The organism is Candidatus Hydrogenedentota bacterium, from assembly GCA_019695095.1.
Classification (GTDB): Bacteria; Hydrogenedentota; Hydrogenedentia; order Hydrogenedentales; family SLHB01; genus JAIBAQ01.
Genome location: JAIBAQ010000034.1, coordinates 14021 through 40421, shown reverse-complemented (window position 1 = coordinate 40421; position 26401 = coordinate 14021). Strand labels below are relative to the sequence as shown.

General features: G+C 59.0%; 18 protein-coding genes. 10 read left to right on the top strand and 8 right to left on the bottom strand.

What is annotated here, in order from left to right:
* Positions 1–16 precede the first annotated feature (16 nt).
* The 7 genes from K1Y02_08155 to K1Y02_08125 form a co-directional block, all read right to left on the bottom strand.
* Positions 17–2809 (bottom strand): hypothetical protein, encoded by a 2793-nt coding sequence (locus tag K1Y02_08155; protein ID MBX7256322.1) that lies wholly within the window; start codon positions 2807–2809, stop codon positions 17–19.
* Positions 2810–2987: 178 nt separating this feature from the next.
* The gene (locus K1Y02_08150) at positions 2988–5045 is read right to left on the bottom strand and encodes a hypothetical protein (protein ID MBX7256321.1); all 2058 of its coding nucleotides are present in this window, start codon (positions 5043–5045) and stop codon (positions 2988–2990) included.
* Positions 5046–5128: 83 nt separating this feature from the next.
* Entirely contained in the window at positions 5129–5641 is a 513-nt protein-coding gene (locus K1Y02_08145; protein ID MBX7256320.1) for a chemotaxis protein CheW, read from the bottom strand.
* A gap of 46 nt (positions 5642–5687) precedes the next feature.
* Positions 5688–6137: a hypothetical protein gene (locus K1Y02_08140; protein MBX7256319.1), complete on the bottom strand. Its 450-nt coding sequence runs from the start codon at positions 6135–6137 to the stop codon at positions 5688–5690.
* A 253-nt stretch (positions 6138–6390) separates the two neighbouring features.
* A complete protein-coding gene (locus K1Y02_08135; GenBank protein MBX7256318.1) occupies positions 6391–7800 on the bottom strand; it encodes a sigma-54 dependent transcriptional regulator in 1410 nt (469 codons plus the stop codon).
* 195 nt (positions 7801–7995) lie between these two features.
* Positions 7996–9531 carry a response regulator gene (locus tag K1Y02_08130; protein ID MBX7256317.1) on the bottom strand — a complete coding sequence of 512 codons (1536 nt, stop codon included), beginning with the start codon at positions 9529–9531 and terminating at the stop codon, positions 7996–7998.
* 253 nt (positions 9532–9784) lie between these two features.
* Positions 9785–10828, bottom strand: coding sequence for a ketose-bisphosphate aldolase (locus K1Y02_08125; protein ID MBX7256316.1), 1044 nt, complete (start codon positions 10826–10828; stop codon positions 9785–9787).
* A gap of 226 nt (positions 10829–11054) precedes the next feature.
* Between K1Y02_08125 and ispH the strand changes: the two genes are divergently transcribed.
* From ispH to K1Y02_08075, 10 genes are all read left to right on the top strand, one after another.
* The gene (gene ispH, locus K1Y02_08120) at positions 11055–11984 is read left to right on the top strand and encodes a 4-hydroxy-3-methylbut-2-enyl diphosphate reductase (protein MBX7256315.1); all 930 of its coding nucleotides are present in this window, start codon (positions 11055–11057) and stop codon (positions 11982–11984) included.
* 209 nt (positions 11985–12193) lie between these two features.
* Entirely contained in the window at positions 12194–14611 is a 2418-nt protein-coding gene (locus tag K1Y02_08115; GenBank protein MBX7256314.1) for a sigma-70 family RNA polymerase sigma factor, read from the top strand.
* A 557-nt stretch (positions 14612–15168) separates the two neighbouring features.
* The gene (gene gap, locus K1Y02_08110; protein ID MBX7256313.1) at positions 15169–16164 is read left to right on the top strand and encodes a type I glyceraldehyde-3-phosphate dehydrogenase; all 996 of its coding nucleotides are present in this window, start codon (positions 15169–15171) and stop codon (positions 16162–16164) included.
* A gap of 71 nt (positions 16165–16235) precedes the next feature.
* Positions 16236–17468, top strand: coding sequence for a phosphoglycerate kinase (locus K1Y02_08105; protein ID MBX7256312.1), 1233 nt, complete (start codon positions 16236–16238; stop codon positions 17466–17468).
* 147 nt (positions 17469–17615) lie between these two features.
* Positions 17616–17888 (top strand): 30S ribosomal protein S15, encoded by a 273-nt coding sequence (rpsO, locus tag K1Y02_08100; GenBank protein MBX7256311.1) that lies wholly within the window; start codon positions 17616–17618, stop codon positions 17886–17888.
* A 147-nt stretch (positions 17889–18035) separates the two neighbouring features.
* Complete coding sequence (gene pnp / locus K1Y02_08095; protein MBX7256310.1) at positions 18036–20342, top strand: polyribonucleotide nucleotidyltransferase; 2307 nt, start codon at positions 18036–18038, stop codon at positions 20340–20342.
* A gap of 288 nt (positions 20343–20630) precedes the next feature.
* Entirely contained in the window at positions 20631–21905 is a 1275-nt protein-coding gene (locus K1Y02_08090; protein MBX7256309.1) for an insulinase family protein, read from the top strand.
* The gene (gene dut, locus K1Y02_08085; GenBank protein MBX7256308.1) at positions 21902–22354 is read left to right on the top strand and encodes a dUTP diphosphatase; all 453 of its coding nucleotides are present in this window, start codon (positions 21902–21904) and stop codon (positions 22352–22354) included. The genes K1Y02_08090 and dut overlap by 4 nt, the downstream gene beginning before the upstream one ends.
* A gap of 235 nt (positions 22355–22589) precedes the next feature.
* Positions 22590–23207: a glycerol-3-phosphate 1-O-acyltransferase PlsY gene (gene plsY / locus K1Y02_08080; protein ID MBX7256307.1), complete on the top strand. Its 618-nt coding sequence runs from the start codon at positions 22590–22592 to the stop codon at positions 23205–23207.
* 343 nt (positions 23208–23550) lie between these two features.
* The gene (locus tag K1Y02_08075; GenBank protein MBX7256306.1) at positions 23551–24852 is read left to right on the top strand and encodes a neutral/alkaline non-lysosomal ceramidase N-terminal domain-containing protein; all 1302 of its coding nucleotides are present in this window, start codon (positions 23551–23553) and stop codon (positions 24850–24852) included.
* A 97-nt stretch (positions 24853–24949) separates the two neighbouring features.
* Here K1Y02_08075 and K1Y02_08070 read toward each other — a convergent pair whose 3' ends face one another.
* On the bottom strand, positions 24950–26149 hold the full coding sequence (locus K1Y02_08070; protein ID MBX7256305.1) for a Gfo/Idh/MocA family oxidoreductase: 1200 nt from the start codon (positions 26147–26149) through the stop codon (positions 24950–24952).
* Between the last annotated feature and the right edge of the window lie 252 nt (positions 26150–26401).

Here is a 26401-nt window from a genome sequence, read left to right as displayed (position 1 = left end):
ATACCTTCTGTCCCGCTTAGAAGTCCTTCATCTCATCGTCATCCAGAGGCAATACCTGCTCGGGGTTGGCTACGTGTGACCGCGCCGGCGCCGATGCCAGCGCTGTCCTGCCAGTGGAACCGGATCGGCGGTCGATGCTCTTGATCGCATGGCCCGGTGCTGCTGCTCGCCGCGCGCCATGCCCGCTCGAAGTACGCCCGCCGTTGTATCCCAGGTCATCGTTTGCCGCGGCACGGCCCCTGATCAGCGCCGTAAGATTGGCCACCATCTCGTTCAGTTCGCGCGCCTGGGCCGACAACTCCTCGCCCGCCGATGCAGCCTCCTCCGAGTTTGCCGCTGTCGTCTGCGTTACCTTGTCCATCTGCGCGACAGCCGTCGAAATTTGCTCGATACCCTGCGCCTGCTCATTGCTGCCCGCGGAAACCTCTGCCATCAGCGCAGCCACGTTTCCTACCGAACCCGCAATCTGCTCCAGGATCGCTGCCACCTCCTCGGACGCGGCCACACCCCGATCGGAGTTTTTCTTCGACTCGTCAATCAGTGCCGCCGTGTTCTTGGCTGCCTCCGCGCTGCGCTGGGCCAGGTTGCGCACCTCCTCGGCCACAACCGCGAATCCTTTGCCCGCATCGCCGGCGCGCGCCGCTTCCACCGCCGCATTCAACGCCAGCAGATTCGTCTGGAACGCAATTTCGTCGATGGTCTTGATGATCCGTGCCGTCTCGTCCGACGATGACTTGATCTGGGCCACCGCTTCCATCATGCCCTGCATGGCCGCGCGCCCTTTGTCTGCTCCGTTGCGCGCTTCGATGGTCATGGAGTTCGCCTTTATTGCATTGTCCGCGTTCTGGCGCGTCATCGACGTCAGCTCTTCCAGCGACGCAGAGGTTTCTTCGAGCGATGACGCCTGCTCGCTTGCGCCTTCCGCCATCGACTGACTCGCCTGCGCCACCTGCTGCGACGCGCTGTTCACCTGCGCCGCGCCTTCCCGCAAGCCGCCAATGATGCCCGTGATCGAGTGTGTAATACTCCGCGTTATCAAGAGCGCCAGCACGATGCCAATCGCCGCCGAAATACAGAAACCAATCACTATCTGCGTTGATGCGTCAGAAACTGCCGCCGTCGCTACCCGCGCCGTATCCTCCATCCCAAGCTTGGCTGTGCTCTCTGCCTGTGCGAGAACTTGATCGCCCGCTTCCTGCCGCTTCGCGCCGAGTTCGGCCAGTTCCACCATGGCATCATGTAGAACCGTCATTGCCGCCTTGTATTCCTGTGCGGCCGCCCGCGTCTTCTCGATCTGCTCCAGGTTGGCGGCCTGAGTCGTGATGGGAACCAGTGACGCCAGTTCCTTCTCTATTTCATCCAGGTTCCCGAACGCACCCTCAATGAGCTTGGGGTCGCGCGATGCCTGCGCCTTCCACACGGCCACCCGCGTCTCTTGTCCTAGATTGGCAACCCTGTTTGCCGTGGCAATCTTGCCCAGCCGTTGCATCAGCTTTTCGGGAGCCGACGCAACCTTCGTCGGTCCTGCGTGTGAGGTCTCGCCGGCCGCAACGTGCCCAGGCGCGCCCGCCGGTTCCGCAAGAAGGCTGCCCAGGCGCGGATGCGGCCCCAGCCACTCGACCTCGCCCGAGTCCAGGTGATACATTGCGCCAATGACCTTCGTCTTGCCCGCCTTCACCCGTTCCTGAATGGCAGGACTGCGGCGCAGCATGTCCTCGATCGACTGCCATACGTTCGCGCGAATCGACGCGTCTACCAGCGCGTCGCCCGACAGATTCGCCGCGCCTGCCTTCGCCGCGGCTACCGCCGGGCCGATGTTGTCCACCAGACCCGGCAGGTTGCCGTGGAGCGCTGCATTCGTTGCAACCGCCGTCACCGCGCCGCATTTCGTGTGCCCAAGCACCACAAGCAACGGCGTCTCAAGATGGTCCACTCCATACTCGCTTGAGCCGATTTCGTCCGTGTCGCAGACATTCCCCGCCACGCGCACTACAAAAAGCGTCCCGATCCCCTGGTCAAAGACCACTTCCAGCGGAACGCGCGAATCCGAACACCCGATGATAGTGGCGATTGGCTTCTGACCGTTCTGTGCCGTGTCCGTTCTCCGGCTCGCCGTCGCATCCGGGTGCTGGCTGGCGCCGGCCACAAACCTGCCGTTCCCTTCCTTCAACTTCTGTATCACCGCATCGCCGTCCGGACACTCCGGCACCGCCACCGGGGCCGCCTCGGTCTCTTTGGCGGCCGCGGCATGCTGAGCCGGCTCGGCCTGCGTGGCCGCGGGTGCGGCCTCGCCCGTGATGTCGCTCGCCATGCTCTTTTCCTGGCCTGCCAGGTACAAAGCGCACTGCTCCATAAATGTCTGGGCCGCCTCATTAAGCTTTGTGCGGCTTTCCGTGATGGCCGTGATCTTTTCGTTGGTCTGCTTGGCGAGCCGTTCATACTCCAGCGCGTGCTCCTCGGCGACTGTCGCGGCCTCCAGCAGCTTCGCCAGGCGCGGAGTGCTTCCCCCCAGCGTCTTCGCGTCCGTCAAATACTTCTTTACCGCATCCAGATTCTTGTTCGTCTCTTCCCAGTACTTGGGTTCCTCGCTCAGAGCGAACCCGCGCATCTGGTACATCGTTTTGAGTGAATTGCGCTCCACCTCGTTTGCCACTTCAACTTCGGGGAGGTTCTCCGTCGTCAGATGAGTCACCTGCTGTCGAACTGCCCCGATGTTCCAAACGGCCAGAGCGCCCAGAAGGCCCATCAGAATCATCAGGATCCCAAAGCCCCCGGCAATCTTTTTCCCAAGCGTCATGCCTGAATACATTCGTTTCTCTCCTCTAGCAGTTTTTCGATGGCATTGCGGAAGGTACGCTGTTGCTCGTGTGTAGTCCGCGGCGACATTTCCCAGTTCCGCCCATGCATCGCGCACTCACAATCTCGGAGGTGTGGAGTCCCGGCCGGTCGAAACCGGCCGGGATTACCACTCGTTCCACTCGATAGCCCTAGAAGTCTTTGATGTCCTCGTCAAGAGGAATCACTTGCTCCGGACTGGCTACGCGTGAACGCGCCGACGGCGCCGCCAATGCGGTGCCTGTCGAGGACTTGGAGCGACGGTCTCCGTTGCCGCCTGAGAAACCGAGCGTGGCGACACGGCGTTTACCGGAACCGAGAGCAAGTCCGTTCCCGTCGCTCCTAAGATCTGCTTCCGCTGCCGCGCGCCCTTTGATGAGCGCGGTCAGCGAGGCCACCATTTCATTCAATTCGCGGGCTTGCGCAGACAGTTCCTCGCCCGCGGAAGCCGCTTCTTCCGAATTCGCTGCTGTTGTTTGCGTTACCTTGTCCATCTGTGCAACCGCCGTCGAAATCTGATCGATGCCTTGCGCTTGTTCATTGCTACCCGCGGACACTTCGGCCATCAGCGTTGCGACCTTGCTGACCGAATCGGCGATCTGCTCGAGGATCGACGCGACTTCGTCGGAGGCCGCCACGCCGCGATCGGAGTTCTTCTTCGATTCGTCTATCAGGGCAGCGGTGTTCTTTGCCGCTTCCGCGCTGCGCTGCGCCAGGTTGCGTACTTCCTCGGCGACCACCGCAAAGCCTTTGCCTGCGTCGCCCGCCCGTGCCGCTTCCACCGCCGCATTCAGCGCCAGCAGATTCGTCTGGAACGCGATTTCGTCAATGGTCTTGATGATGCGCGCAGTCTCGTCGGACGATGACTTGATCTGGGCCACTGCTTCCATCATCCCCTTCATGGCCGCGCGGCCCTTGTCGGCGCCGTTGCGCGCTTCGATGGTCATCGCGTTGGCCTTGTTGGCGTTCTCCGCGTTCTGCCGGGTCATCGAAGTGAGTTCTTCGAGAGACGCGGAAGTTTCTTCCAGCGATGACGCTTGTTCGCTCGCGCCTTCCGCCATCGATTGGCTCGCCTGGGCTACTTGCTGTGAAGCGCTATTAACCTGCGCCGCGCCTTCGCGGAGATTGCCGATGATAATTGTGATCGCGCGCGTGATGCTGCGGGTGATGAGCAATGCCATTACAATGCCAATCGCCACGGAGATGCAGAATCCAATGATGATTTGGGTGGAAGCATCCGACACCGCCGCCGTCGCCACGCGAACCGTGTCGTCCATACCCATCTTCGCCGTACTCTGGGCCTGGTCGAGCACGGCTTGCGCAGCCTCGCCCCGTTTCGTCGAAATATCGGCGAGCTTCGTCATGGACCCGACAAGTTCTGTCATGGCTGTCTTGTATTCCATTCCGGCCGCATTGCACTCTTCGATGCGCTTTAGGTCCTCTTCCAGGTGCGTGATCGGCTTGAGGGATTCAAGCAACTTGGCGATTTCATCGAAGTTCTTCAGGGCCTCCTCAATCGACTTTGCATCGTTCAGGGCCTGGCCCTTCCACACGGCAATTCGAGTCTCATTGCCTTGGTCGATAATGTTGTTGACGATCGTGACCTTGTCTGCTCGCTGGACCAGCTTATCCGGCGTAATCGCCCCCGTCGTCGCTCCTGCTTGCGCCGTTGCGTCGCCTTCGGCCGCTTTGCCGGTCAGCTCCTCGCGCAGCTTTGCTTCCTGACCTGCCAGGAACGCGTAGCAGACGTCCATGTACTTCTTGGCAGCTTCATTCAATGTCTCGCGGTCCTTGGCGATTTGGTCGATGGTCTCCTTGGACTGCTTCGCCAATCCTTCGTACTCCAGCGCATGCTCCTCTGCAATCGATGCAGCCTCTTTCAGCTTCGCCAGTCGCGGAGTGCTGTCGCCCATCGCCTTCGCGTCGGTGAGATACTTCTTTACCGACTCGAGTTCGGTCGCGCCCTGATCCCAGAATTTCGGGTCGTAACTCAGCGCATACCCTCGCATGTTGTACATCGTCAGCAGTGAATGCCGCTCCACGTCGTTAGCGACTTGCACTTCGGGAATATTCTCGGTGGTCAAATACGTGATTTGCTGGCGTACCGAACCAATGTTCCACACGGCCAGACCGCCCAGAAATGCCATGAGGAGCATCAACGTGCCGAAACCGACGGCAATCTTCTTTCCAAGCGTAAGATTTGTGAACATGTCTTCTATTCTCCTTAACCGTTCGCTATCCCCGAACGTACTTGAACGCGGGCCAGTCCCAATTAGCTTTGACGATGGAGTGTCTACGCCTTGCCTTCTGCCGCTGCGACAATGGCCGCGCTAGACAGCGTGCGCTCCAAATCCAGTAATTCACACACTTTGTCGCCGACTTTCGCGATGCCTTTCAGGAAATCGATTTCCACCGAATCTCCAAAAGAAGGTGGTTCTTCGATTTGCTCTTCCGTGATGGCCAGCACTTCGGAGACCGAGTCGACTATGATTCCCGTCGTTGACGGAATACCGTCTTCGCGTTTGGTTTGCAGCACGATGATGCAGGTTCGCTCTGTGTCTTGCGCCGCTTCCAAACCAAACTTCAGCCGAAGGTCCACGACGGGGATCACTTTTCCGCGAAGGTTGATTACGCCCCGCACGTAGGCGGGCGTGTTGGGTACATGCGTCACCGGCAATATGCCGATGATCTCCTGGACTGTCAGGATTTCCAGTCCGTACGTTTCCTCCCCCAGGGTGAAGGTCAGATACTTGCCCGCCGCCCCGAACGAGCGCCCTGTAGTGGTTTTCGCGTCTGAATAGGTCATAATCGCTTTCTCCCTGTTTTGGGTACCCAACTACCTTCAGAACCGGTCACTCGTCCGCCGCTTTGGTATATGCCGCTGCTCGCCTGGGAGACGGACCGCCCGGACTGCAATTGCCTTCTTCCGTTTCAGAGCGCATCAGCTTGTCCACTATCGCCGCGACTTCGCCGAAGTCGTCCTCGACGCTTAGCACGAGGCTGGGATGAAAGATGTGTGCAATGGTGATGCTCTCGTGACCCATTTCAGGTAATACGACGACTACGCGGATACCTCGTAAGAACATGCTGTGGATCGCAAGCTGAACGAGATGCTCTTTGTCGCGCACGCGAATGATGGTGAGCATAATGTCGTCGAGTGGACCCAAAAGCCGTTCCAAGAGAGCTTTATCGGAGTCGAAGTATTCGACTCGATGATCAAGTCCCGCTTCGGAGAGGACCCCGCGCAAACGTCTGCTGACATGGTCGAGATCCTGATCCAGGAACAGGATTCGTGATCCCATAGCCGCATACCCCTTCGCGTCTATCCGCAGTCCGCAACCCATACGAGGCTTGGGGCAATAGCATTGGCGATGCCAGAAATCGCGGCTCAGAGTTAAGATAATTATTACGAAAGGTTTACGGGGTTTATTTGCGCCGAAGAAGGAAGACTAGATGGCTGATGAGGAGCGAGAATTATTGTGCGGCAATAAGGAAATTCTTGTTGCGCAATAAAAAGCGGCCTAATCGCCGGATGAATACTCGAAATACGATGCGTCAGCCGCCCTTGCGAGAGATTTCATATTGCTTGAGGAGGGCGTACAGCCTGGGTACGGAAAGCCCCGATATTTTGCAGGCCGCGTTAATGTTGCCTTCCGTCAGCGCCATTAAATCCTCCAGGTAACGCCGCTCTGCGGTCGCAATGGCGGCATCCCGCATTTCTTTCATCGCAGGCAATGACGCGGGTTTGGGCCGTACGTCAGGGGAGATGGCGACCTGGGGGACTTGGCCGTGGACGCCGTAGCGCGACATTTTCACCCGCAGTTCCGTCGGAAGGTGTTTGGGGAAGAGGACGTTGTCTTCGCGTGCATAGGCAAATACACGGTCCAACGCGTGAACCAGTTCCCGCACGTTTCCAGGCCAATCGTAGGCCGTGAGCATGCTGAAGAAGTCCGGAGAGAACCCCTTGGTCGCAACCCCGTGCTTTTCGCAGAGCATGTTCACATGGTGCATCGCAATGGCCCGAATATCCTCCTTCCGCTCTCGCAATGGAGGCACTTCGACAGTCAGCACGCGCAGACGAAACAGCAGATCCTGACGGAACTCACCAGCCCGGGCCATGGCCTCCAGGTCGCGATTGGTCGCCGCGATAAGCCGGAAATCGCTGGAAAATACTTCATGTCCGCCGACGGGCCTGAAGCAGTGTTCCTCCAATACGCGCAGAAAGGACTTCTGTAGTTGCAGCGGGAGCTCTCCGATTTCGTCCAGAAATAGCGTGCCGCCGTCTGCCTGCAACACGAGACCTTCTCGATCCGTGTTCGCCCCCGTGAACGCGCCCTTTACGTGTCCGAAGAGGATGCTCTCGACCAGTGTCTCGGGCAATGCGGCGCAGTCCACCACGACAAAACTCTTCTGCTTGCGCGCCCCATTCTCATGAATGGCAGACGCAATGAGTTCCTTGCCCGTGCCGGTCTCTCCGACAATCAACACGCTGGCGTCACTTTCCGCGGCCTGCGCCGCCGCTTCGAGACACAAACGCAAGCTGGGAGAATCGCCCACAATGGCGGACCGATTGAATAAACGGGTCTTCTTGGTTTGGCGTTCTCCGCGGTATTGAAGCGCCCGCACCAGGGGCAGGGTCATTTCCTGGCGCGTTGCCGACTTCTCAATATAGTCCCACGCGCCCGATCGGATTGCGAGCGATGCGCCATCCGCGTTGCCAGCCCCTGTAATGATGATGGTTTCCGGATGCGAGTGGGCTTGTTGCAGGAGTGGCAGGATTTCCAGGCCGTTGCCGTCGGGCAGATTCACGTCCAGATACAGCACGTCGTACGCGTGGGCACTCGCTGCCGACAATGCTTTGGCACAGGTTCCTACGGTGTCCGTGTCGTGCCCCAGACGTTCAACGGTGTGTGAAAGCACGCGAGCAAATGCCTCGTCATCGTCGACAATCAAGACTCGAGCCATTCGTTTACCACCCTCTCAACGCGCATTGCCGGCATGCTGAGATGCATGCTCGTGCGACACGCGTTCCGCAAACTGCCAATGAAGGCCGCCAGGAATCCAACCCCGTCGCAATCATGAGAATTCCTCAAATGGAGTGCGCAATGCAATGCGCATGCTTGCGCCGCTGCTGTGCGGCGCACGCAACCGCGATTTGAATCACGCACTTGAGCGCAGCGCTTTCTCAATGGCCTGCGCCATGACGGGCGTCAGTATCGGTTTCGAGAGCAAGGCTCGAATACCCGCTTCGTAAACGACCTCCTCCGAGACTTTCTCGCTGTATCCCGTGCAGAGGATGATGGGGATATCGGGCCGGATTTGGAGCATCTCGCGCGCCATGTCGATTCCTGTCAATTGGGGCATGGTTTGATCCGTGACCACGATGTCGAATGCGTCAGGAGACGCGCGAAACAAATCCAGGGCCTGTTGACTGTTCGTGGAACTCACGACGCGATAGTTGAGGCGAACCAGCGATCGCTCCCCAATGCTAATGATGGACGGCTCGTCGTCCACGAAGAGAACCAATTCGCCGTTTCCACTCGGACCGTCGTCGAGCAGCCAGGCGTCATCATCTGGCACGGTATCCGCGACTACGGGCAGGAGCATTTCAAACGTCGACCCACAAGACGGTTTGCTTGTTACCTTTATCTTTCCCCCATGGCGCTCCACGATTCCGTGAACCGCGGCCAATCCCATGCCGACCCCTTCACCCTTGGGCTTGGTTGTGAAATAGGGATCAAAGATCCGGCAGAGCAGGGCATCGTCCATTCCTACGCCGGTATCCTGTACGACAATGCTTGCATACGGGCATGACGTCTGAGGTTGACCGTCTCTGCACATAGGCTTCAGACCCAGCACGATGGAGAGCGTGCCCCCGTTTGCCCGCATGGCATCGCACGCGTTTGTGCTCAGATTCAAGAACGCCATGTGCATTTGGGCGGCATCTCCCTTGACCACCAGTGGCGAATCCGGAAGGCTCAATGCGATCTCGATATTCGCGGGTTGGGATGCCCGCATAAGCCGGGCGACGTCGGTTGCGATCGGCCTCAGATCAAGGGGTCTATGCTCTGCCGGTTTCCGTCTGCCGAACGCCAGAATCTGCTGAACAAGCCTTTTGGCGCGCCGTGTCGCGTTGAGCGCATCCGACAGAAACTCCCGAATTCCTGTCAGCGACTCGGGGAGGTCCTCCAGTGCCAGGTCGAGGTTTCCATCGATAGTTGCGAGGATGTTGTTGAAGTCATGACCGAATCCTCCCGCCAGTACGCCGATGGCTTCCATCTTCTCTGCGTGACGCCGATGCTCTTCGGCCAGTCTCCTTTCGGTCAGGTCTTCAACGGCTACCAGAATACAGTTGGGCGCCTTGCCGTCCTCCGAAAGGGAGCTTGCGGATACCTGTGCGAGGAAGGTGCGGTCTCCTTTGCCATTCAGCCGAGCTTCAAATGAAGCGCCACGGCGCTTACTGGCAAAGATGGGTTTAAGGTGTTTTCCGGCCAGGCCCGCGTCGTCCTGAAACACCAGTTGGTTCCATGTCAGTGCAAGGAGCTCTTCGCGCGTGTAGCCAAACGCGCGGCAGAACGCATCGTTCACGCTTCCCCATGCATAGTCAGTCGAGAGCACTGCCATGCCAACAGGCGACAGTTCGAAGATGCGCTTGGCCAACGTGTCGCTTACGGTGCTCGGTGAAGTGTCTGGCACGGATCGAATTGACTCCATGAAGATAAGACGCCGTCGCGGACCCCAGTCACACTCTTGAGTCCAAGAGTATCACGCCGCGTGTTCCTATGACTAGACCCTGCTACGGGAAATTGTTGGGGCGTCCGTGCCGATTTTGAGCCTACGGCCGAGAGGGCCGGTCTCGGATTCGGACCGAACCTGCCGAGTGGCAACGAAGAAGCGCCTCCGGACGAATCCGGAGGCGCTTTGGCAAACCAACTCGGGACGAAAGCGATTAACCCTTCGCGTACACCGCTTTCATATCGTCGAGCGACATCTGCTTGTAGTCCCCAGCATGTCCAGCCTGGCCGAATGCGCGCATGCGGTCAAGATAAACCTGCTTCGCGGCTTCGCGCGCAGGTCCGAGCCAATCGCGCGGGTCGAACTTCGCCGGCGTCTCGACGAACACCTTACGCACCGCGCCGGTCATCGCCAAGCGGCTGTCCGTATCGACGTTAATTTTGCGCACGCCGTGACGGATACCATCCTGGATCTGCTCGACCGGAATGCCGAAGGTTCCCGGCATCTTGCCGCCGTACTGATTGATGATGTCGACGAGTTCCTTCGGAACGCTCGACGAACCGTGCATAACCATGTGGCAATTCGGCATACGCTTGTGGATCTCGTGAATACGGTCCATGGCGAGGGCCGGGGGCAGCACTTCGCCCGTCTTGGGATCGACACGGCCGGACTTATACGCGCCGTGGCTCGTGCCGATAGCGACGGCAAGCGCATCCACGCCCGTCAACTTCACGAAGTCTTCCGCCTGAGCCGGGTCGGTCAGGTGGTCGTTCACTTCTTCGGCGGAGAGGCCCGCGCCGTGGCCGTCTTCGATGCCGCCAAGGCAACCCAACTCGCCTTCGACGGTGACGCCGTACTTGTGCGCCATGTCGACAACGGCCTTCGTGACCTCGACGTTCTTCTCGTAGCTGTTCGGCGTCTTGCCGTCTTCCGCAAGGGAACCGTCCATCATCACGCTGGTGAACCCAAGCTCAATGGCCTGCTCGCAGGTCTTGATGCTGTTGCCGTGATCAAGGTGCATCGAAACCGGGATGTTCGGATATTCGATGACAGCCGCTTCCATAAGCTTCTTGAGGTAGATCATGCGGCTGTACTTCAAGGCGCCGCGGCTTGCCTGGATAATCACGGGGCTGTTCGTCTCGTTCGCAGCTTCCATGATCGCCTGGATCTGTTCCATATTGTTAACGTTGAACGCGCCGACGCCGTAACCGCCCTTTGCGGCCTCGTCCAGGATTTGACGCATGGGTACCAATGGCATGGGGTGAATCCTCCTAAGTATGGCTTTGCGGGCGATCCCCCTGGTCCTTGCACCCGCTCGTGCTCGTGGGATAATCGGGACGGAATACTATAGCATTTGCCCGGCAATCGACGCAAAAGCGGTGTTCCGCCCGCGATTGTTGTGTTAAGATGATCGTCTATCCGTCGGCAGAGGAATACCCCCGTGCGCCGGTCTGTTGAGCTATGTAGACCAACCAGGAGGTTCCATGAAGATCATTCTCGCCCGGCCCCGTGGATTCTGCGCGGGCGTCGAACGTGCCATTCGTTGCGTCGAGCAGGCGCTTGAACGCTACGGCGCGCCGGTTTACGTGTTGAACGACATCGTTCACAACGCCCATGTTGTCAACGATTTAAAGGCGAAAGGGGCCGTATTCGTCAAAGAAATCAACGATGTCCCTGAAGGCGCTCACCTCTTGTTTAGCGCCCACGGCGTCTCTCCGGACCGTTACGCCCACGCCGACAAGTACCAAATGCAGGTCATCGACGCAACGTGCCCCCTCGTGGAGAAAGTGCACAACGAGGCACGGCGCTTCGCTTCCAAGGACTACACCATCATCCTTATCGGCGAGGACGGCCACGATGAAACCGTCGGCACCATGGGCTGGGCGCCGAAGAACATCCGCCTCGTGTTTACCGACGAAGACGTCGAGCGCCTCGAAGTGCCCAATCCCGACCATGTCTCCTACATCACGCAGACCACGCTGAGTGTCGAAGACTGCGAACGCGTCATCAACGCGCTCCGCAGGAAATTTCCGAAGATCCAGGGTCCGCCCAAGGCCGATATCTGCTATGCGACGACCAATCGACAGGCTGCCGTGAACGCCTTGTCGCCGCAGGTCGATTTGGTGCTCGTCGTGGGCGACCGCGAGAGCGCCAATTCGAATCGCCTGGCTGAGATTTGCCACGCCAAAGGCAAACCCGCGCACCTCATCAGTTCCGCCGACATGATCGATGAAGAATGGCTCGAAGGCGTCAACGCGATCCTGCTTACGGCAGGCGCTTCCGCTCCCGAGACGCTCGTGCAAGGCGTTATCGCCTACTTCCGCGCACGTGGCCCGCTCGAAGTCGTGGAAAGCGAAATCATCACCGAAGACGTGCATTTCAAACTCCCCGCCGCGCTGGCCACAGCGAAGTAGCGCAGCGGCGAAAAACGTGTGGCAGGCATCTTGCCTGCCTCTTTTTTATTTCCAAAATGGCAGGCAGGATGCCTGCCACACTTTCAATAACGTTCTTCTCTTTCGTAGTACCCGGACTCCGATTCTTCGCGCCGCGCTACCCATCGAGTGGCCCAAACGCGCTATCATGGCGACATATAGGCAGACCATGAAATTAAGGAGGTTCTGCCATGAGTGCCACTTTGGATTCGGCTTGGGTCCGTTGGGTTAGCCGGCGCGAGCCGCAAGCTTTTGAAGAGTTGGTTCGTCAATACGCGGCCATGGTGTATGGCACCTGCTTGCGCGTGTTGCGTAATCCCACCGATGCGGAAGATGTCGCTCAAGAGTGTTTTGAGGAGTTGGTCCGCAAACCCGACTTATCCGGCGTGCGCGTTCCGGGCGCGTGGCTGCACGGTACGGCCACCTACCGTTCGCTTACGCGCCTTCGCTCCGATGAACGCCGCAAACAACGCGAGATCGCCTATGCCGAGGATCTCGCCTCAACGACCCCGCCGACGCGGGAGGAGTTGGCGGATTGTGTTGACGAGTGCATCGCCGAACTGCCGGAAGAAACACGCTTCCTGTTGGTGCAGTATTTCCTCTGCGGACGTACGCAGCATGACATCGCGCGTGAACTGGGCATTCCGCGCCGAACCCTGGGGCATCGTATCGAATCCGGGCTGAATCTGCTCGGAGCCGCCATGCGCAAGCGCGGAGTCGTGGTCGAAGCGGTTGTGCTGACGGGACTACTCGCAGCGCTATCATCCTCGGCATCCGCCGCGCCACAGACCTTGATGGCCGCGCTGGGCAAACTGGCCATGGCGCAAAGCGTGCGTTCCGCGGCAATGCCCGCGGCGGCCTCGTCGTCCATGCTGGCGTCGCTCAAGCTGCCCGCGATCATCGCGGCATTGTGCATCGTGGCTCTTGCGGGGGTCTTGGGGTATACGTACAAGAGCGCGCCGCAAGCTACTGACATATCAACGAACGCAGCAACCGCCTCGGGCGGCATTTCTAATACGCGGAACACGGACACACCAGCCTCTACCGCGACGGCACCGCAAGCGGAAAAGGCTGCGGAACCGGCTGCGCCAACCGCCGAGCTTTCGAACGTAACCGTATCGGGTTTTGCCGTGGACGAAGACAACCTGCCTGCAACCGATGTGCGGATTGGCCTGCAACGAAAGGGTCTGTTCGGCCCGACCGCGGAAAACGCCGTGCCGGTTGATGGCGAAGGCAAGTTCGTTTGGACCGGCCCGCTTCCGGAGACCTACGAGGGAAATCCTCCCGGCGAGTACACGCTCTATTACTGCTCGGACACCGTTGCGAACGCAGACCGTTCCAACCTCATCTATGGCCGCATGCAGATACTGGCCGTCGAGTCTCCCTCGCTCAAGTTGACTCCCGGACAGAGCGCCGAAGGGGTCAGGGTCGTCGTGCCGTCAAAACGCTACGCCATTGAGGGCAAGGTGTGCGACGCGCAAGGCAAAGGCATTGCGGGCGTTGGTCTTACGATATTCTCGGGACTTCCCAACGGCCAGACCCTCTCCGATGGACAAGGCAACTTCCGATTTGCCCGGCTCTACCCCTATGGCGCTTTGAATCCCAAGGCCGTAGGCGACCACCCCAACGAGTGGTTCTCAATTAACGTTACCCATCCGGACTACGACACGCCCGGCGACGTCAATGTCCGATTGGGCGCGAAAAACGTACAAATCGTCCTGCCCGAAAAGAAGCGCGGATGGATTTCCGGCACGGTGGTAGATGAAAAGACCGGCGCCCCGCTCGTCGGAACCAAAGTGTGGGTGAGCAAGGTACTGCGCAGCGATGGCGTGGACATGTATTGGAGCAGTGAAGAAAGCGGGGAATTCCTCGAAAACGGCAAATTCACGTTGAAGGACATTCCCGAGGGCAAAGCCGAAGTGTGGGCCTCCGCACCGGGATGCGGGCCCGTCTGCGAAAACGTGGATGTCCAGACGGGTCAAGGCACAGAAGGCATCGCGCTTGTGCTGAACAAGGGCGGCAAGGTCGTGTTCTCTCTTGGGGACATTCCCGAGGGGTGTCCGGCTCAACTTGAATACGCCTACGCCTATCAGCCCGAGAAGGACGCGACCATCAACTTCAGAGGCAAGGACCAAGATAATGGAAGCTACACCATCGACCTTGCTCCCGGCCAATACACCGTGGTCGCCGTCGTGCAGGTTTACGGACGTTACTGCTATGCGCAACAAGTGACCGTCGAAAGCGGCGAGACACTGAATCTTGAAGCCGGCCCGGTTGGTTTGGCTCGCGTAAAAGGGACGATCACGCCGCCCCCAGGCAATCCGCGGTTGTCGTTTGTGCTGCGCTTTGGCGAGCAGACCACGCCCGTGTCCCAGAAGTATGCGAACACGTTTCCGTATCGTAAAGGCGGCTGGTACTTGGACCTCGTGAAGGACGGCATTTTCGCGTGCGCTCACTGCAAGACGGACTACGAACTCGGTTGGCTGCAACCGGGCACGTATACACTGACGATTCTCTCGTTCGACGACGTAACGGAAGAATTTACGCAGACTTCAAAGACGTTCACGCTGGGCGAAAACGAGGAATCCACGCTGGACATAGCCTTCTGATTCGCAACCACGGGCAATGTCCGATCTCGCATGGTGCACAGGCGTCCCCAGGCGCTTGTGCACCGTGCTTTCGATAATCTCCTCGCTACGCCAATTCCGGTGAAACGGCCCATTTCCGTGCCGTCTTTGACTTGAACCGTTCGCGGCGAGCGTTGTTGGTGTCCCAGGGGTTCCCTTCGGAGGGCGTATCGCGCCCGCGAGAAAGATGAGTCCCGCCAAGGCGGACTGGGCGAATTGTTCGTGGCACTATGTTTGACTTGTCTTTCCGGTTTATGGCATATTCTGCGGGATTGAAAAGAGGAACGAGAAAGCGGCCCAAAAGGGGCATCAAGCCGGGTCACACACGCTGGTGCCTGCCTTAGACCGGTTCAAATTGCCCGGTTGGGGGACAGGGCGATAGACGCCCTACAAGGGGTTTGCCTTCCACAACTTTGACCTCATGTCAGTGAACTCGTTTCCCGCACCGTGCCGAAGAGAGGCATGGGACCCAGGGGGGCGGGAAATCTCTATAGATTCGGCTGGCGCAGCCGAACCAGAACGCGAAAGGACTCTACGCTATGGCTACCAAAATCGGCATCAACGGGTTTGGCCGCATCGGTCGCAACGTCTTCAAGTTGTTGCTCGAGACGCCGGGATTCGAGGTCGCGGCCATCAATGACCTCACCGACGCAAAGACGCTCGCGCATTTGCTGAAGTACGACAGCGTCAACGGGCCGTTCAAGGGCACCGTTGAAGTGAAGGACGATACGATCGTCGTCAACGGCAAAGCGATCAAGATCACGAGCGAGAAAGACCCCGCCAATCTTCCGTGGGGAGCCTTGGGCGTAGACCTCGTCGTCGAATCGACCGGCGTGTTCACCTCGAAAGAGAAGTGCCTCCTTCACGTCCAAGCGGGCGCGAAGAAAGTCCTTCTTACCGTGCCGCCGAAGGATGCCGTCGACGCCATCATCGTGATGGGCGTGAACGATGACACCCTGAAGCCGACCGACCAGGTCGTCTCGAATGCGAGCTGCACGACGAACTGCCTTGCCCCGATGGCGAAAGTCCTTCACGAGAACTTCGGCATCAAGCGCGGCTGGATGACCACGATCCACGCGTATACGAACGACCAGCGCGTGCTCGACATGCCGCACAAGGATCTTCGCCGCGCCCGTGCCGCCGCTGCCAACATCATCCCGACGACGACGGGCGCTGCCCGCGCGGTCGGCAAGGTGCTTCCCGCCCTCGCCGGCAAGTTGGATGGTATTGCGATGCGCGTCCCCGTACCCGACGGTTCGGTGACGGACCTTGCGGTCGAGCTCGAAAAGCCGGCCACGAAGGAAGAAATCAATGCCGCTATCAAGAAGGCCGCCGAAGGTCCCTTGAAGGGCATTCTCCAGTACTGTGAAGATCCGATCGTGTCGAGCGACATCATCGGCAACAGCAATTCCAGCATCTTCGACGCGGCTCTGACCGGCGTCATGGACGGCAACTTTGCGAAAGTCGTGTCCTGGTATGACAACGAGTGGGGTTATTCCTGCCGTTGCATCGACCTGCTGAAGAAGATGGCCTAACGATTTCAGCGGCCCCGCCGGAGGGTCTGGCGGGGCCGCTTTCGTTATGACTCGGAAGTGAGAACGGGCTTATGAACAAGCTGACAATTCAAGACCTCGATGTAAAAGGCAAACGCGTCCTCATGCGCGTGGACTTCAACGTGCCGCAGAATGCGGACGGAACGGTCCGCGACGATACCCGCATCCGCGCCGCGCTTCAGAGCATCAACTACGTCCGCGAAAACGGCGGCAAGCTGATCCTGATGTCGCACCTGGGCCGCCCGGGCAAGCCCGAGAAGGCCGAGACCGAGGAAGAGAAGCAGAAGATCATCAAGAAGAACGCCCTGCTCAACATGGGTCCCATTGCGGATCGCCTGCGCGAGTTGGTCGGCGGCAATGTGAAGAAGCTCGATTCGCTCGTCGGTCCCGACGTTGAAGCGGCCGTCGCGGCCATGCAACCCGGCGACATCATCGTTTTGGAAAACACCCGGTATCACAAGGGCGAGACCAAGAACGACGAAACCCTTTCGCAGGAATTGGCGAAACTTGGCGATGTGTACGTCAGCGATGCGTTCGGCAGCGTACACCGCGCCCATTCGTCCACCGAAGGCGTCTGCAAGTTCATCAAGCAAAGCGCCGCGGGGTACCTCGTTGCGAAAGAAATGCAGTATTTCACCAAAGTATTGAACAACCCCGATCGTCCCCTCGTGGCGATCCTCGGCGGGGCCAAGGTTTCCGACAAGATTACCGTCATCGAGAACCTGCTCAACCTCGTCAACACGCTGATCATCGGCGGCGGCATGGCCTATACCTTCATGAAGGCGCAGGGCTATGAAATCGGCGATTCGCTCCTGGACGAAGGCGGCATCGAAGTGGCCAAGACCGTCCTCGCAAAAGCGAAGGAAAAAGGCGTAGAATTGCTTCTTCCGGTCGACACCGTGGTCGCCGATGCCTTCTCGAACGACGCCAACACGAAGATCGTGGGCTTGGGCGGCATCGAAAAGGGCTGGCAAGGCCTCGATATCGGTCCGAAGACCATCGAACTCTTCAGCGACGCCATCAAGCGTTCGAAGACCGTGGTATGGAACGGCCCGCTTGGAGTGTTTGAAATGGAGAAGTTCGGCACGGGCACGAGGTCCATTGCCGACTTGTTGGCCACATCCCCCGCGATTACGAGCGTGATTGGCGGCGGCGATACGGCGGCGGCTGTCACGCAGTACGGCCTTGCGGACAAGATGTCCCACGTGTCGACCGGTGGCGGCGCATCGCTGGAGATGCTGGAAGGCAAGGTTCTTCCGGGTCTCGCGTCATTGACAGATAAATAACGGGCTGCGTCCCTGGCACTGCCGGGGGCGCGCTTCATGTTAGATTTTGCGCCGAATGGTTCGGCGCTGTATGCAGATAGCCGGTTCTCGGGCGTGCAATTCACCACTGCCGAGCTGGGATCCGGCCGAATGAAAGGAACAGGTGAAATGTCGACATTGCAGAAAGACCGCAAGACCCAAATCATCAAAGACCATGGTAAGCACGAAGGCGACACCGGCTCCGCCGAAGTCCAGATCGCGTTGCTGACCGCCCGAATCAACGACCTCACCGAGCACTTCAAGTCGCACCCCAAGGACTTTGCCGGCCGTCGCGGGCTGCTCAAGCTCGTCGGACAGCGCCGCAACTTGCTCAACTACGTCCGGGCTTCCGATATGGAGCGCTACCGCTCGATCGTCAAGGCCCTCGGTCTGCGTAAGTAATGCCGTCCAAATGACAACCACGGCGTGTGCGTTCGCAATGCGGATGCACACGCCGTTCACGCTATTAACAAGGAGTGTTCACATAGAGAACGAAATGAAGGAACGTTGTGGGAGACGTTCCGCCAAAGAATGGAGAAAAGAAAGAACATGATTGAACGTCTCTCAGTGACCGTCGGTTCCACCGAGATAACGCTGGAAACCGGACGGATCGCCAAGCAGGCCCAGGGGGCCGTCTTGGTTACCTGTGGCGACACCATGGTGCTCTCGGCGATATGCGTCGCCAACGACACCAAAGAAGGACAGGACTTCTTCCCACTCACCGTAGACTACCGCGAAAAGAGTTCCGCGGCAGGCAAGATTCCGGGCAATTTCTTCCGGCGTGAAGGCCGCCCCACTGAACGCGAAGTGTTGGTTTGCCGTTTGACCGACCGTCCGCTTCGCCCTCTCTTCCCGAAGGGATTCGTAAACGAGGTGCAGGTGTTTTCGACCGTCTACTCGACGGACAACGAAAACAACCCCGCCATCCTTTCGATTATCGGGGCATCCGCCGCGCTTCACATTTCGAAGGTCCCCTTCCTGGGCCCGATTGGCGCGGTACAGGTGGCCTTGATCGACGGCGAACTTGTCGTGAATCCGCCCATGTCCAAGATGCTGGAAAGCGAACTCGATCTGATGATCGCTGGCACCAGCGAAGCCATCACCATGGTGGAAGGTGGAGCCAAGGAGCTCTCCGAAGAGAAGATGCTCGAAGCGCTCGAGTTCGGCCACCAGCACATCAAGAAGATCTGCCAGGCCATCGAGGATTTCCGCGCGAAGGTCGGCGTCGAAAAGATGACCTTCGAGCCACCGAAGACCGACGAAGAAGTCGTCGCCGACGTGGAGGCCCTGGCCGGTCCTGGCCTGAAGGCGTTGCTTGAACCCACGGACAAGCATTCTCATGCTGATGGGTTGGACGCACTCGGCAAGGAAGTCCACGCCAAACTTGCGGAAAAATACGGCGAGGAATCGTATGCCCTCCGCAAAGGCGATATTACCGCCGCGTTCGACGCGCTCGAAAAACGAATCATGCGCGAGAACGTAATCAAGACCCACACGCGTTTGGATGGCCGCGATTTGACGACCGTCCGGCCAATCACCATCGAAGTGGGGCTTCTGCCGCGCGCGCACGGCTCCGTGCTCTTTACGCGCGGCGAAACGCAGGCGCTCGTGACCACGACGCTCGGTACGAGCCGCGACGAACAGCGCCTCGACGAACTGACCGGGGAAGAGTTCAAGCGGTTCATGCTGCACTACAACTTCCCGAGCTGGTCCGTGGGCGAAGTGCGCCGCATTTCGGGCCCGGGCCGTCGTGAGATCGGTCACGGTAAACTCGCTGAGCGCGCCCTTGAAGGCATGGTGCCGGTCGAGGAAAACGGCAACGGCGAATTCCCGTACACCGTTCGTATCGTATCCGACATCACCGAAAGCAATGGTTCCAGCTCGATGGCAACCGTCTGCGGCGGTACGTTGAGCCTCATGGACGCGGGCGTACCGATCAAAGCGCCGGTCGCCGGTATTGCGATGGGCTTGATCAAAGAAGGCGACGAGGCGTGTGTCCTCTCCGATATCCTCGGGGCGGAAGATCACCTCGGCGACATGGACTTCAAGGTTTGCGGCACGCGCAACGGCATCACCGCGTTCCAGATGGACTGCAAGGTGATGGGCGTACCCCGCGAACTCATGAGCAAGGCCCTTCACCAGGCGCGCGATGGCCGCTTGCACATCCTCGGTAAGATGGATGAAGCGCTGTCCGCCCCGCGCGAAGAAATCTCGCAGTACGCGCCGCGAATCATCTCCATTTCGATTAATCCCGACAAGATCCGCGATGTGATCGGACCGGGCGGAAAGGTGATTCGCGAGATCCAACGCACATCCGGCGCGGAGATCGAGATCGAAGACGACGGTACAGTCAATGTCGCGGCAGTGGACGCCGAAGCCGCTAATGCCGCTATCGAGATGATCCGCAGCATCGTTGCGGAACCGGAAGTCGGCCAGATCTATGCCGGCAAAGTCACGCGCATTATGCCGTTCGGCGCGTTTGTCGCGGTGCTTGGCGGCAAAGAAGGCTTGGTGCACATCTCCGAGTTGGCCACGACGCACGTGCGCAACGTGACCGACGTGGTGCAAATCGGCGACGAGGTGCGCGTCAAAGTCATCGAAATCGACAAGCTCGGCCGCGTGAATCTCTCCAAGGTTCAAGCGGACCTTGACCTCGGTCTCATCACCGAGGAAGAGTACGAAGCGCGCGAGCACTCGGGCGGTGACCGTGACCGTGGTGGAGACCGCGGTGGAGATCGCGGCGGAGACCGTGGCGGACGCGGCGGAGACAGAGGCCGCGGCGGACACCGAGGCGGTGATCGCGGTGGACGTGGCGGCGACCGTGGTGGCCGCGACCGTGATCGTGGACGCCGGTAATCCAACTTAAATCGAATGGCGCTTCCTTCGGGGGGCGCCATTCGTGTATCTGCTCAAAATCATTGCATAATACGGACCGCACTCCCCAGGCCCGCAATTTGCACCGGCGCAACTGAGCGCCGATGCAAATTGCTGAAGTGTAAGACGTTGAGGTTATGCCATGAGGATTTCTAGCGAACACACACTGTTTGTGGAGAACTGTCATTATTTTCGCTGCAAGTCTGGCAAACACATCGGTTACGTCTAGCCTCGTATGTGTTCGCCAGAAATCCGGACCAGGAGGAATCCATGCCCGAGACCCTTCCATATGCCAACGGCGCCGTGACGATGAAGCGCTTACCCAACGGCCTCACGGTCTTGATGGAGCCTTTGCCTTACCTTCGTTCGGCATCGATCGGCGTGTGGATCAAGGCCGGTTCCGCCAACGAGAATGCGAAGCAGGCCGGCATCTCGCACTTTCTCGAACACCTGTTTTTCAAAGGCACAAAGACGCGCACGACGCGCCAAGTGATGGAGGCGGTCGAGTCCAAGGGCGGCCACCTCAATGCATTCACTTCGCGCGATTACACGTGCCTCTACGCGAAGATGCTCAGCGATCACGTCGACCGCGGTATCGAGATTTTGGCGGACATCACCAAGAACTCCTTGTTCAACGATTTCGAGAAGGAACGCAACGTCGTCCTTGAAGAGATTGCGAGCATCGAAGATGTCCCTGAAGATCACGTACACGACATCTTCACCGAATTCATTTGGCCCGACCATCCGCTGGGCCGCCCTGTCACGGGGTACATCGAGACGTTGACCGCGATGACCGTCGACGACGTGCGCGACTATTACGCGACCTGGTACCGGCCGGAGAACATGATCGTGTCCATAGCCGGGTCGTTTGACGAACAAGCGGTCCTGCGTCAAGTCCAAGACGAGTTCGAGCCCGTGGAGCCTGGCTCGGTGCCGCCCATCGCGGGACCCGCGACCTGCGCCGCTGGCACACGCATCGAAGACAGCGACATCGGCCAGCATCACGTATGTTTCGGCTTTCCCGGCCCGGGTGTTCACGACGATACGCGCTATGCCTACAACCTGCTCAGCAACGCGCTTGGCGGCGGCTCGACTTCTCGCTTGTTCGACAAGATTCGCGAGGAAGCGGGACTTGCCTATTCGATCTACACCTTCAACTCGCATCACTGGCATTCCGGCCACATGGGCGTCTATGCAGCCGTCGCGCCGGAGAACCTGAATCAGTGCCTCGATCTCTGCGCGGGCGAAATCAAGCGCATCTGCGACGAGCCAGTATCGGAAGACGAGCTTTCACTGAATCGTGAACAGATCAAAGGCAATATGCTGATGAGTCTTGAGAGCACGTTCAACCGGATGACGCGCATGGCGAAATCGGTCATGTACTACGGCCGCGTGGTCGGTGTCGACGAAGTCATCGCCCGTATCGACGCCATCACGGCCGACCAAGTGCTGCGCGCGGCTCGCGAGTGCCTCTCCGCAGACAAGTGCGCCATGATTGTGCTCGGTCCCGCAAAAGACGCCAATGTCAAAGGACTGCCTCTATGACCCGTGCCGTTGAAGTCGCCATTACCCGTGAACCGGGAACCGACGATATTCCGCTGCCCGCCTACGAAACCGAGCATGCCGCGGGCATGGATGTCCGCGCCTCCGTGACGGAACCGCTCACACTTGCTCCTGGCCAGCGTGCTCTCGTTCCCACGGGCTTGCGCATTGCTCTGCCCGAAGGTTACGAAGCGCAGATCCGTCCGCGCAGCGGACTCGCTATCAAGCACGGCATCTCGCTGCTGAATAGCCCCGGCACGATCGATGCCGATTACCGCGGCGAGATCCGCATCATCATCGCCAACCTTGGACAAGAACCCTTCACCATCGCTCGCGGCGACCGCATCGCTCAGATGATTGTTGCCCCCGTCACCAAAGTCGAATGGCGTTCCGTCGACTCGCTGGACGAGACCAAGCGCGGCGAAGGCGGCTTCGGCCACACGGGACGGTGATACGCATGCATTTCTCGTTGTTCTGGCCCGATACGGACTATTCAAGACTGAACTCCAATTGTCATTCTGAGCGCAGCGAAGAATCTGGAACAAAATGCCCCTTTGTTATTGCCAGATTCTTCGCTGCGCTCAGAATGACAGTGTTCCGTCTTGTTTACATGGCATCGCGGATACTGTTTCGCCGAATTCGAGTTGTGGCACATTCTCTGTATTCAAGTCACCGATGGGTTGCACCATGTTAGTAACCATTGCCTCAATTATCTTGTCTTACGTCCTCGGTTCCATCCCCACCGGCCTATGGCTCGGTCAATGGCTGCGGGGAATCGATATTCGCGAACACGGCAGCAAGAACATCGGCGCCACCAACACGCTTCGTGTGCTCGGTAAAGGACTCGGCGCAGCCGCCCTCGCGGGCGATGCCGCCAAAGGCATCATCCCTGTTCTGCTCGTCGCGCGTCTCAGCGATTGGCCTTATGCGCCCGTGGCCTGCGGAATCGCCGCCATCGTGGGCCATCTCGCATCCGTGTTTCTCAAGTTCAAAGGCGGCAAAGGCGTCGCCACCAGCATGGGCGTGTTCCTTGCCCTCGCACCGATTCCCATTCTCATCGCGACCGCGATCTTCGCGACGGTCGTCGGCGCAACGCGCATGGTCAGCGCCGGTTCCATCTCCGCGGCCATTGCGCTCACGATCACTGTTTTTGCCCTTCCTCCCCACTGGGCCACCGCGCCGACCCATCTCTTTCCCGATGTATGGACCCTGCGCGTAGTCGTGGCCATTCTTGCGGCACTTATTGTCATCAAACACCGCAGCAACATCCAACGCATCCTTACAGGAACTGAGAACCGCTTCTGACCACATGCTCTCTCTACGTTCTGTTGGCAGATAGTCTGCCCAGCTTCTTCCGTCTGTCCCTCTATTGTGCTCCAATTTGAGCTGCGCGTCTGTGACCAAAATGAGCAATAGAAGACGATGCCGCCCAAGACGAGCTACGCGCGTTGCTGATGTGACACGTGACTCTTTGAGACGAACGCTATCTCTCGAAGCCTATGTGCGCGGTCATTGACGAGCAAATAGGCCTCAAACCTCCGGAACTCCAGGCATCACGTGGTGGACTTGTTCCCGCTGAACACCCCGACCATTTGTTTGGCCGCCGCACCATGCCGTAACATAACCGTCTTCACAGGAGGCTGCGGACATGAAAGAACTCACCTTGATTCTGGCACTTTGTTGCATGGCGTTGCCGAGCTTGGCCAATGGCGCAATCCCCCTGAAGGTGGGCGTCGCGCGCGTCAGCATCAATCCCATGGAGGCGAATATCCCCACGCAACTCGGTGGATACGGCGCGCGTGAAGGCAAGCCAGCAATCGGCACCCTCGACACGATCTACGGAAAGGTGTTGCTCTTCGATAATGCGGGCGAAAAATCCGCACTCGTAACCGTCGATATTTGCAGCGTGCCTATTTGCCTCGTCGAAGAGACGCTCGCCAAAGCCAAGATCGACGGTCTCACGCTCGATCGCACGCTCATGACCGCCAGCCATTCGCATACGGGCCTGGAAGGGTACGCGCTTGACCGCCGTAATGTCGCAAACAATCCCAACATCGGTATCTTCAGCGAACCCATGCTCAACTTCGTAACCGATCGACTGGCCGAAGGGCTTCGCCAGGCCAACGCTGCGCTCCAACCGGTGAAAGCGGGATCCGCGGCCGTTGACCTGCCAAACATGAACCGTAATCGCAGGAACAGCAATCCGCTCGATCAGCAGATGACCGTGTTGCGCCTCGACACAGCCAGCGGCGCGCCCTTGGCGGTGCTCGTCAACTACACGGCCCACGGAACCTTCGTGGATGAAACCGACATGTTGGTATCCGGCGAGTGGGCGGGAAGCATGCAGCGCACTGTTGAAGACTTGATGGGCGGCGGCGTGACGTGCCTGTACACCAACGGCGCGGAAGGCGACGTGTCCCCGCGCGGTGCGGACGCGGGCAGCCACTATGAGAAGGCCTACAACTACGGACGCAAGGTGGGCATTGCGGCCTCGCGTCTGGCGGAAGCCATCCCCTCGGAAGAGGTAACCGCGTTTGCAGTCCAGAACGTGTGGGTAACGTTGCCGGAGCGCAAGGCCGCTCCCGATTTCACCAAGATCGCTGGTGACGAATACAAGGTTACGCAAGAAGAAATAGACATGATGGTGAAGATCCTCTTCCCGGAGAAAGCGCCTCTCTTCACGGTGCGCGTGAACGATTTCCAGCTCGTATCGTTCCCGGGCGAACCCATCAGCGAGATCGGACTGAAAGTAAAGGACACTCTCCACGCAGCGGGCATCGAAAATCCCTGCGTCGCGGCCCTTACGACCGACCAGATTGGTTACATCCTGACCAAAGACGAATACGCCAAGAGCGGCTACGAAGTTACCGCGTCCTTCTACGGAGACAGCCTCGGCGTGTTGCTCACGGACGAAGCCTGCAAACTGGCGACGGCGGTGGCCGCAAAGTAGTCACGCAGAGCCGACAGGGCCCGCGACGTTGTGCGGTCGACACAGGAGTTTCGTAAACTCCGTGCGACTCAGCGCCTCCCCGCGAGAATTCTTGCTCTTACCAACTGTACTGCGGGATCTTCATCAGTTCCCCGTCTTTCAATGCGGACTGATGGGCGACGATCCCCGCCACAGTCATGTTGAGCGCGTGGGCGACGTGCACCAGCGGACGGCGCTCTTGAAGTATCGACGTGACGAACTCTTCGCAGAGGTATCCGTGCGAGCCGCCGTGACCTCCGGGGATTACGTTGGGCGGCAGTGGCGGCTTCACGATGTCCACCTTGGAAATGTCCTCCAACCCCTCGTACTTGGTGCCCGTCATAGATCCCTTCTCGCCGCGCACACGTCCCACTTCGCCACCCAGACCAGGCGTGTCCTTGCTCATGGTCATGCGAGACATGCCGCCTTCGCTCGTTCGGAGCAACGCCACTTCCGTTCCAAATGGATTCTTGTATTGATTGTTTCCCGGCTCCAAGTGCTCGATCTTGCTGGGCATTCCGAAGCATGAGACTTCCGTGAAGCTCCCGCCGCTCACGCAGGTGTAATACGCCGTGGAATGCGTCGGATACCATAGCGGAGGACACCCGATGCGCCAACCCTTGTACGAGTCGATGGGCGTGTCGACGTAGTGGTAATACTCGCCCTCGGAGTAGACAAGCTTCCCGAAACCGCCCGCGTTGTACACCGCGCGCATCGCATAACAGTCGTCGCGAAACGCGCTCGTCTCGAACATCATGTAGTTGAGTCCCGACGACTTCACGGCCTCGAACAACTTGTCGGCATCCTCGAGATTGCCGAATACCGCGGGCACGGCCGTCGCCACATGCTTGCCGTGTTTGAGCACTTCGATACAGTGACGGCAATGGCTGGGCGCGTCGGTCGCGACGAACACCGCTTCGATGGCCGGATCTTTCACAAGCTCTTCCAGCGACGGATAGGTCTTGTCGCAGTAACAGAGCTTGGTCATCTCCTGGCATCGCTCGGGGATGAGATCGCTCACGGCGACTACTTCGACATTCGGATGGTCCTGGATGCAGAACGCGGGCCCGAAACGGCACACGCCGTTGCCCACAATCCCAAACTTAATCTTGCGATCGCTGATCGGCTCCCACTTTTTATCCGCTGCCGCATTGGTTGCGGTTTCGTCAAAACCCTGAATCTTCTTTTCTTCCGCCGCGGCGGCGGTACGCATCGTGGCCAACGCGCCAGCGGCCGTGGCGCCCTTGATAAATGAACGGCGAGTGACTGTGTGTTTCATGACGTCCCCCCTCATGGATGTTGAACACAAAAACGATACTCCAAATCCGTACCCACTGCCAACTTGCAGCACTTCAAGGAGTTACGACGCAAGTGCGCATGAGGTATACTATAGTAAGGGTGACCGCACTGACGCTTGCGCTGCTAGCGCGACGCATTGTGGCCTCCGAAAGATTATGTGAATCAGGCACCAAACGGGACTGACAAGGCCCTCCGCGAGACTTCGTGGCTGGCGTTGTCGGTCCCTTCATTC

Coding starts and splice junctions, on each gene's coding strand:
- K1Y02_08155 (MBX7256322.1), bottom strand. CDS start 2,809: ATGTATTCAGGCATGACGCTTGGGAAAAAGATTGCCGGGGGCTTTGGG.
- K1Y02_08150 (MBX7256321.1), bottom strand. CDS start 5,045: ATGTTCACAAATCTTACGCTTGGAAAGAAGATTGCCGTCGGTTTCGGC.
- K1Y02_08145 (MBX7256320.1), bottom strand. CDS start 5,641: ATGACCTATTCAGACGCGAAAACCACTACAGGGCGCTCGTTCGGGGCG.
- K1Y02_08140 (MBX7256319.1), bottom strand. CDS start 6,137: ATGGGATCACGAATCCTGTTCCTGGATCAGGATCTCGACCATGTCAGC.
- K1Y02_08135 (MBX7256318.1), bottom strand. CDS start 7,800: ATGGCTCGAGTCTTGATTGTCGACGATGACGAGGCATTTGCTCGCGTG.
- K1Y02_08125 (MBX7256316.1), bottom strand. CDS start 10,828: ATGCCATTGGTACCCATGCGTCAAATCCTGGACGAGGCCGCAAAGGGC.
- ispH (MBX7256315.1), top strand. CDS start 11,055: ATGAAGATCATTCTCGCCCGGCCCCGTGGATTCTGCGCGGGCGTCGAA.
- K1Y02_08115 (MBX7256314.1), top strand. CDS start 12,194: ATGAGTGCCACTTTGGATTCGGCTTGGGTCCGTTGGGTTAGCCGGCGC.
- gap (MBX7256313.1), top strand. CDS start 15,169: ATGGCTACCAAAATCGGCATCAACGGGTTTGGCCGCATCGGTCGCAAC.
- K1Y02_08105 (MBX7256312.1), top strand. CDS start 16,236: ATGAACAAGCTGACAATTCAAGACCTCGATGTAAAAGGCAAACGCGTC.
- rpsO (MBX7256311.1), top strand. CDS start 17,616: ATGTCGACATTGCAGAAAGACCGCAAGACCCAAATCATCAAAGACCAT.
- pnp (MBX7256310.1), top strand. CDS start 18,036: ATGATTGAACGTCTCTCAGTGACCGTCGGTTCCACCGAGATAACGCTG.
- K1Y02_08090 (MBX7256309.1), top strand. CDS start 20,631: ATGCCCGAGACCCTTCCATATGCCAACGGCGCCGTGACGATGAAGCGC.
- dut (MBX7256308.1), top strand. CDS start 21,902: ATGACCCGTGCCGTTGAAGTCGCCATTACCCGTGAACCGGGAACCGAC.
- plsY (MBX7256307.1), top strand. CDS start 22,590: ATGTTAGTAACCATTGCCTCAATTATCTTGTCTTACGTCCTCGGTTCC.
- K1Y02_08075 (MBX7256306.1), top strand. CDS start 23,551: ATGAAAGAACTCACCTTGATTCTGGCACTTTGTTGCATGGCGTTGCCG.
- K1Y02_08070 (MBX7256305.1), bottom strand. CDS start 26,149: ATGAAACACACAGTCACTCGCCGTTCATTTATCAAGGGCGCCACGGCC.